Below are 8,006 nucleotides of genomic sequence, written 5' to 3'. Positions count from 1 at the left end.
TCCTTACCATTTGTCTAATTTGCTCAATTTCTGGGTTTACTGTTGTAAACATGTCAATCCCTCCTAGTAATTTGGAATACTATATACATAATGCAAGAAGTGTGCCAAAAGGAAACCCCTTTAATTTCCTCATTTTTCCTAACACTCTATTCTTTGTCGATTTATATTTGAATCAAAAATATAGAGTACTAGCAGATTCTCTCGATTCAAAAATGAATCGAGATTTCAATTTTGAATCACATAATAATTGTTGAAAAAACAAGTTTCTGCTCATATTAGCTCAGATACATAAAAAATGAATGTGCACAGTTAGGCCAAAAACCAACAACTTCCTGCACAACAGCCTTAAATTAAACAAAAAAAAGCCTATCTGATAGGCTCCATTTCAAATAAAATATTATCTTTTCCAGCACAGCAGGTTGACTCTATATATGTTCAACTTGTTAAAACGACATAAGAGTGTTTATTTAAACACGCTGTTAATCTCGACAAGTGTACAATGATCATCAATACGTGCAAAAATATCTTGAGCATAGAAATATCCTTACTTTATTCCAGCAGCATCGGCTAAATATTCAATAAGATGAAGAGCTTTGACAGATGAAGATAAATTTTCTCGCTCAATTCCTACTTTCATTTGAAGTAAACATCCGGGGTTGGTTGTAATTATGACAGTCGCCTTTGTTTCTTTCATATGCTTCATTTTTTCATCTAGTATTTTCATAGATTCATCGTAATTCACCATATTATAGATTCCTGCTGAACCGCAGCACATATTCGCTTCCTGCATTTCAACAAACTGTATACCGGGTATACCTTTTAATAGCTGAACAGGTTCAGCCGTTACTTTTTGAACATTCGTCATATGACAAGACCTTTGATAAGTGACTCGCTCATTCTCTTTTCTTTTTAAATCTGAAACTCCTCCACAAGAGATGAGAATTTGACTAATATCTTTTGATTTAGCAGAAAAGACCGACGCCCGCTCCTTCCATTCCGGTTCGTCCTTAAGAAGATGAGCGTATTCATAAAGCATCGCTCCGCATCCGCCAGCATTATTCACAATGTAATCCGCTTCTATTTCCTCAAAAGCGATAATGTTTCTTTTAGCAAGCTCCCTAGCATCATCGATTTCACCTGAATGAGCATGTAAAGCACCACAGCATGTTTGCTTACCCACTACATAGACATCACAGCCGACCTCAGCCAATAATCGAATAGATAAATCATTAATTTTATAAAACATTGCATCCATAATGCAGCCTGTGAAAAAAGCAACCGTATATTTGCGCTCTCCTTTTGCTTTTACATATGAATAAGAGTGAGCACGTTGTTTCGGTGATGCAGCTTTTGGCATAATCGCTTCAAATTCTCCTAAATGATGAGGCAGCTTATGCAAAAGCTTGGACTTTCTCATCAACTTCTGTACCCCTGTTTTTTCGTAAAGCCAAAAAGCATGACCTGTAAAATTCATTACATTTTTACTCGGAAAGACTTTCTTAAACATTGTTTTCCTTACTAAACGAACTGGAAAAGAAAAGCTTTTTCTCTTAACCAAGGCAGCTCTTGCAGATTCTAAAATACTTCCATACTCCACACCTGTTGGACAGGCTGTTTCACATGCTCTGCAGCCCAGACATAGATTAAGAGGCTCCTCCAAGACAGATAAATCCGTGATTCTTCCTTCGCCGACCATCTTTACGAGATTTATTCTGCCACGTGGAGAATGAGTCTCCTTTCCCATACTCCTATATGTCGGACATACAGGGAGACAGTAGCCACATTGGACACATTGGTTAGTCTTATCATATTGAAACTCCTGACGTAATTGCTCCATCGTTTCATTCATCTACTTCAACTCCAATTTCTGTCCTGGTTCAGGAAAAATCTTCCCCGGATTCATGATATTGTTAGGGTCCCACGCCTTTTTAATCCTCTTCATCATATCTAATCCTACTGCTCCAAGCTCCATTTCCATAAAAGGGGCCTTCATATTCCCAATTCCATGCTCACCCGATAAAGTTCCGCCAAGCTCCACTGCTGCCGTGAATATTTCAGCTACCGCCTTCTCTACCCTCTCCATCTCTTCCGGATCACTTTTATCACAAATAATATTAGGATGCAGATTTCCATCTCCGGCATGACCAAACAGTACTAAGTGAACTTGATAGCGTCTCTTAATCTCTTGAAGCCGCTCACACATTTCGGGAATCTTACTTCTCGGAACGGTAGCATCCTCAGAGATTTTTGTTGGCTTGATTCTCACAATCGCAGGCGATACGAGCTTTCTTGCTCTCCAGATTTCCTCTTTTTCCATATCATTCTTCGGAATTTTAACCTGACTCGCACCAACGACATAGCATAATTGTTCTGCTTGGATAATTTCATCTTGTAACGCTAAAGGATGACCATCTAATTCTAATAAAATAATTGCTTCCGCATCCCTTGGAAGTCCCATCGGTTGATAATTTTCAACAGCAATAATCGAAGCTTGATCCATCAATTCCATCTTAGACGGCAAAATACCTGAAGAGAGAATGTTAGAAATAGCCCTCCCTGCATCTACTAAGTTGGAGAAGATAGCCATTAGAGTAGCAGTAGCTGGAGGTTTCGGAATAAGCCGAAGAATAGCTTTCGTAATAATACCAAGCGTCCCCTCCGAACCTACGATAAGCTTCGTCAAGTCATAACCCGTTACATTTTTCACTGTTCTTCCGCCAGTTTGAATAATTTCCCCTTCAGGTGTAATGACTTCAAGACCAATCACATAATCTTTTGTGACCCCATACTTTAATCCTCTTGGACCTCCTGAATTCTCTGCCATATTCCCTCCGATAGTAGACACATGCGAACTGCTTGGATCAGGCGGATACATCAATCCCTTCTCCTCCGCCGCTTTATGGATGGCTGACGTTAATACACCCGGTGAAACAACTGCGACAAGGTCTTCTTCATCGATGTCCAAGATATCATTCATTACCGATAGATCAATGACAATTCCTCCTTGTACCGGAAGCGGTCCACCGCTTAATGAAGTGGATTGACCACGCGGATAAATCGGAATGCCTTCCTGATTAGCAAATTTCACAAGCTTCGCAAGTTCTTCCACATGTTTCGTTTGAACGACAGCATCCGGAAGATATGTACCAAAGGAAGCATCGAACGAATAACTATACCGGTCATGTTCATCTAATAACAATCTTCCAATTTGGATAATACGATTAATCTCCATAATTTGATTAGCTGTAAGCATTTTCAATTCTCCTCATCTTCCTCTAAATAAAGTCCTTTATAAAAAGGCCCAGTTTTTTCTCTGCATTCCTTAAATGGATGGAACATTGAACACGTGCAAGTTCCGGTTCTTCAAGTTCAATCGCCTCAACAATACGTTGATGTTCCCTAAATACATTTCTTCTTTTATGCGCTAACTCTGTATTAGGCTGAAGGGTAATACTCAACGCTTTTTCATATAATACAGAAAGATTTTCGATAGTCTGTATCATAATAGGATTATGAGTAGCACGGACAATAGAACGATGAAAATCAACATCTGCCTTTATGGCGCTTTTTCCTTCTTCTACAGATTCTTTTTCAAGCTGATGTAAAATCAACTTCATTTCCTCTAGCTCTTCCGATGTTCTTCTTATCGCAGCAAGATAAGCTGCTTCTGGCTCAATCGCTTTCCTCATTTCAAATAGGAATTTAATGCTTTGAACATCATCACTTTCCACTTTAATTCCTTGCAGTAAAGCTGTATTCGTCGATTCTTCAACATAACTTCCTCCCCCTTGCCTAGAAGTTATGACCCCAGAAGCACGCAGCACACTTAAAGCTTCTCGAATTGGCACTCGACTTACTCCGAATTGACTTGCTAATTCCATTTCAGTCGGTAGCTTTTCCCCGGGTACATATTTTCCTTTCTCTATCATTTGTAATAATTCTCTAGAAATAATTTGCGAAATCTTTTCTTTTCGAGACATTATTCTTTACCTTTCCTGCTTTATATTTTTGGACAATTTTGTAATAATTATATAAATTCGTAATACAAATTTCCAGTTTTATTTAGAAATTTTCAGATAAATATCCTAAAATCCACAAAAAACCAAGAAAAACTTTATCGTCCCCTGATAATTTGTCATACAAATTCTAAAATCATTAAAAAGGGCGACTACATACATCCAAATTGATTTTCCCACATCATTACATCCTATCTAGCTGATGGAACAACTTTTGCAGATTAAAAATAGTTTTTAAAATATCATGTACGAACTAAAGGCTGAAATCCTTAATAAATCAAGAATTTCAGCCTTTTGAATTTAATGACATATAAAGTGAACCTTCCATCAGCAGGGGTCTTACTGCCCGTTAAGGGCGGGATAACTAAAATCAATTCTCGCCTTGCAAAGAAAGATTATATTTCTTTAACTTCCTAACAACAGTAGGTTGGCTCGTGTCTAGTCGCTGTGCCAACTCATACGTTGTCGTACAGTGCTCCATGGCACATACAATCGCTTGTTTTTCAGCTCGCTCAATTGCTTCTTTTAAAGTTACAGAATCTAAAGATATAGACGAAGAAGATAAAAAATCCGTTTGATATTCTGGAGGTAAATGTTTAATCATGATGACATTATCTTGTGTCAGTAATACAAGCCTTTCAACTAAATTAGATAGCTCTCGTATATTTCCCGGCCAATTATATTGATAAAGAAAGGACCTAAGCTCTTCACCTATACTTTTATTCAGTTCATATTTCTCGTTCATATTTTGTAAAAAATACGAAACTAACGGTAAAATATCTTCTCGTCGTTCGGCTAAAGATGGAATTGAAATCGGAATCACATTTAAGCGATAAAATAAATCTTCTCGGAAAGTTCCATCCGCTACCATTCCACGCAAATCACGGTTTGTCGCTGCAATAATTCGAACGTTGATTTTCTTCGCCTTAACTGCACCAATTCTTTGTACTTCACGTTCTTGAATGACCCGAAGTAGTTTAACTTGCAGATTTAGCGGCAATTCACCTACTTCATCCAAAAATAGAACCCCCATATCCGCTAATTCAAACAATCCGGGTTTCCCTTGTTTATTAGCTCCCGTAAACGCGCCGCCTTCATAGCCAAACAGCTCTGACTCCAGTAAATCAGGAGGAATCGCTCCACAGTTCACCTTAATAAACTTACCTTGCATCCTTCGATTGCTTTGATTGTAAATAAACTTCGCTAAAACATCCTTTCCGACCCCAGTTTGTCCTAAAATTAAGATGGTTGTATCGACATTTAATACACGTTCAGCAACCTCATACACCTGTCTCATTTTTTCACTATTAATCACGATTTGAGAAAAAGCGTTTTCTTGATTTCCTTTTAATCGTTCAATTTCTTTTTGGTAGCTTTTGTTTAACTCATTAGCTTTTCGAAGGGCTGTTTGCAGTTCCATTAGTTCTGATAAATCCCTTATATTCGTGACAACCGCTTCCACTTCTCCATCATCGTTAAAAATCGGGCTACCTGTTAATAACGTTTCTTTCCCTGCTCGATTTGGCTGAACCAGCGAAACACTTTTTTTCTGTTCAAGTACCCTATGACTAACGGACGATTCTAAAATTCCTCGTTTAATTAAATCATCGACGTTCTTTCCTATGTAATAATGTTTTGGAATACCTGTTATTCTCTCAATAGCAGAGTTTGTCTTAATTGTTCTCCCTTCGCGATCCGTAATATAAATACCATCATAAGAATTTTCAATAACGGCATCTAAATGTCGATTCATTTTTTGAAGGGCATCTATCTCGTTTAATATATAATCAATTTCTTGGGAAAAAACTCCAGCACACATGTATCGGTCTTCACTAAGCTTTTGTATGATGAACACACAAGAGAACTCTCTCATTTTCCCCAGTGCTAAACATCGATCCTTAGAGACGCTCCATTCAGAAAATACATCGCTCACATGTTTATCACAAACCTCTATACCTAATTGCTGCTTCATCACTTCATTTACTTCAAGAATTTCCCCAGATTTGTTCATTATAAACGTCGGAAAAGCTACATCTATTTCCACTATGTTCATGCGCGCACCCCCTTCCATAAATTGTAACACAAATATTTTTCCAAATACTACAAATATATTATTTTAGTAAAACTGCATCGTATACGATAAAGTAAAACTATATAAGAGATAAAATCGTCAATAAAAAACCCCTAACTTAACATTAGGGGAGAACAAAACGGATATACTGATTACTTTTTATAAATCACTTTCCAAAACTCGTTTGCTATTACTTTATATCCGGATTTACTTAAATGAATATTATTAGGGTTGGGAAGATACGTTTTAGCCTTCTTTTGAATGACTACATCCGTCGCTACATATGTATCTTTATTCTTTTGCGCAACAGACTTAATTTGAGCATTCAGATTAGTTAACAGCGGTAACATGGCCTCTTGCTGCTCTTGTGGATAATAAACGAAAGGATTGTAATATCCCATAACATACACTTTAACCTTTGGATTCAATTTATCAATCGTACTAAGAATAGTCTGCAAATTTGCACTTACTTCAGGAATTGCTTCCACAGCAGTAGCTGGGTCTGTTTTAAGCTTAGCTAAAAGATCATTGGCTCCAATGTCAATTGTAATATGAGTAGCTGCTTTTATCTCTTTTCTAATCTTACTGCTTTTCAAAACATCATTTTTCAGCTGAACAGATGTATACCCTGAAACAGCAAAATTATCGTAGTCCACTAACTTATATAATTTACTGCTCTCAAACTTTGAAGCTACATAATCAGTATAACTATAATCCATAATTCCATCTGGTGTTATTCCTGCTGCTAATGAGTCTCCTAGCGCTACATAATCTACCGTTTGAACTTTCGTTGTAGTCTTTGTAGCGTTAACAGGGAAGGATACACCAACCACTAATGTAATCGCTAATAATAGACCTATCACTTTCTTTAAATGATTCATAAACGCCTCCTATATCATTATGTTTAACAATATATATTTCGCGTTTTCTCGTCCAAATCCTACTCAACCAAAAATTTTTTTACTAAACCAAGAAAAGACACTACCCAAGTATCCCCCATCTCATGATAAGGAAACTACATGGATAATGTCTTAATCAATTATAAATTAAAACTTTACTGCTGTGGATTAAAGCCTAGAACATCTAATTGTAATTATGAAGTCTTTCTTGAAGCTTTTCCTGCCGGTTGTTCATTAACTACTTGTTGCTTCATTTGGAATTTCTTAATGTCCATTTTAAGCCATACTGAAATCATAAAAGCAACAGCAATTAATCCAAAGAAAGTATAGAAAACAGGAATATAGCTGCCTGTACTTCCTTTAATAGCGTTTACTAACATTGGTCCAAACACTCCACCTAATGACCAAGTTGTTAATAGGTAACCATGGATTGCACCAACTTCTTTTGTTCCGAATAAATCTCCAGCGAAAGCAGGAAGATTAGAGAATCCGCCACCATAACAACTAACAACTAATAAAATCAATACTTGGAATATTAAAACGTTTGTTGTAATTGGTAGTAACAAGAACGCTACAATTTGAATAACAAAGAAGATGATGAAAACATTTTGTCGACCAAGATAATCAGAAGCTGCTGCCCAACCAAGTCGACCGCCGCCATTAAAGATTCCCATAATCCCTACTAGAGCAGCGGCACCGGCAACTGATAAGCCAACTACCTCTTGAGCCATTGGAGAAGCGACCGAAATCATCATAATCCCCGCACTCGTATTAATAAGTTTCATTGACCACAGCATCCAGAAATGCTTTGTTTTCACTGCTTCTTTTGCTGTTAATTGTCGTAAATCTTTCTTTACTGCTTTTTTACCAGTGTCAATAGCTTGTTTCATTCCCTCTGGCATATAATTCGCTGGAGGCGGTGTGATGTAAGAAGCACCTAAAAACATTAGTAGAAAATAGCCTGCACCTAAAATATAATACGTAGATGAAATACCTACAGATTGCATAAGGTTAGCAGCT

6 protein-coding genes are annotated in these 8,006 nt (G+C 37.2%); all 6 read right to left on the bottom strand.

All coding sequences use genetic code 11. The annotated features are described in order from the left end of the window. Positions 1-544: 544 nt before the first annotated feature. On the bottom strand, positions 545-1,849 hold the full coding sequence (locus D1953_RS20915; protein WP_119119074.1) for a (Fe-S)-binding protein: 1,305 nt from the start codon (positions 1,847-1,849) through the stop codon (positions 545-547). Then, complete coding sequence (locus tag D1953_RS20910) at positions 1,850-3,253, bottom strand: FAD-binding oxidoreductase (protein ID WP_119119073.1); 1,404 nt, start codon at positions 3,251-3,253, stop codon at positions 1,850-1,852. 22 nt (positions 3,254-3,275) lie between these two features. Then, positions 3,276-3,980 (bottom strand): FadR/GntR family transcriptional regulator, encoded by a 705-nt coding sequence (locus D1953_RS20905; RefSeq protein ID WP_119119072.1) that lies wholly within the window; start codon positions 3,978-3,980, stop codon positions 3,276-3,278. A gap of 406 nt (positions 3,981-4,386) precedes the next feature. Further along, positions 4,387-6,069 (bottom strand): sigma-54 interaction domain-containing protein, encoded by a 1,683-nt coding sequence (locus tag D1953_RS20900; RefSeq protein WP_119119071.1) that lies wholly within the window; start codon positions 6,067-6,069, stop codon positions 4,387-4,389. Positions 6,070-6,239: 170 nt separating this feature from the next. Further along, complete coding sequence (locus D1953_RS20895; RefSeq protein WP_119119070.1) at positions 6,240-6,968, bottom strand: GDSL-type esterase/lipase family protein; 729 nt, start codon at positions 6,966-6,968, stop codon at positions 6,240-6,242. A 212-nt stretch (positions 6,969-7,180) separates the two neighbouring features. Beyond that, positions 7,181-8,006, bottom strand: an 826-nt coding sequence (locus tag D1953_RS20890; protein WP_119119069.1) for an MFS transporter, incomplete at its 5' end; no start/stop codon positions are given.

Source organism: Peribacillus asahii, assembly GCF_003570725.1.
Classification (GTDB): Bacteria; Bacillota; Bacilli; order Bacillales; family DSM-1321; genus Peribacillus; species Peribacillus asahii.
This window is presented reverse-complemented; position numbering and strand designations above follow the sequence as displayed.

Coding starts and splice junctions, on each gene's coding strand:
- D1953_RS20900 (WP_119119071.1), bottom strand. CDS start 6,069: ATGAACATAGTGGAAATAGATGTAGCTTTTCCGACGTTTATAATGAAC.
- D1953_RS20910 (WP_119119073.1), bottom strand. CDS start 3,253: ATGCTTACAGCTAATCAAATTATGGAGATTAATCGTATTATCCAAATT.
- D1953_RS20915 (WP_119119074.1), bottom strand. CDS start 1,849: ATGAATGAAACGATGGAGCAATTACGTCAGGAGTTTCAATATGATAAG.
- D1953_RS20895 (WP_119119070.1), bottom strand. CDS start 6,968: ATGAATCATTTAAAGAAAGTGATAGGTCTATTATTAGCGATTACATTA.
- D1953_RS20905 (WP_119119072.1), bottom strand. CDS start 3,980: ATGTCTCGAAAAGAAAAGATTTCGCAAATTATTTCTAGAGAATTATTA.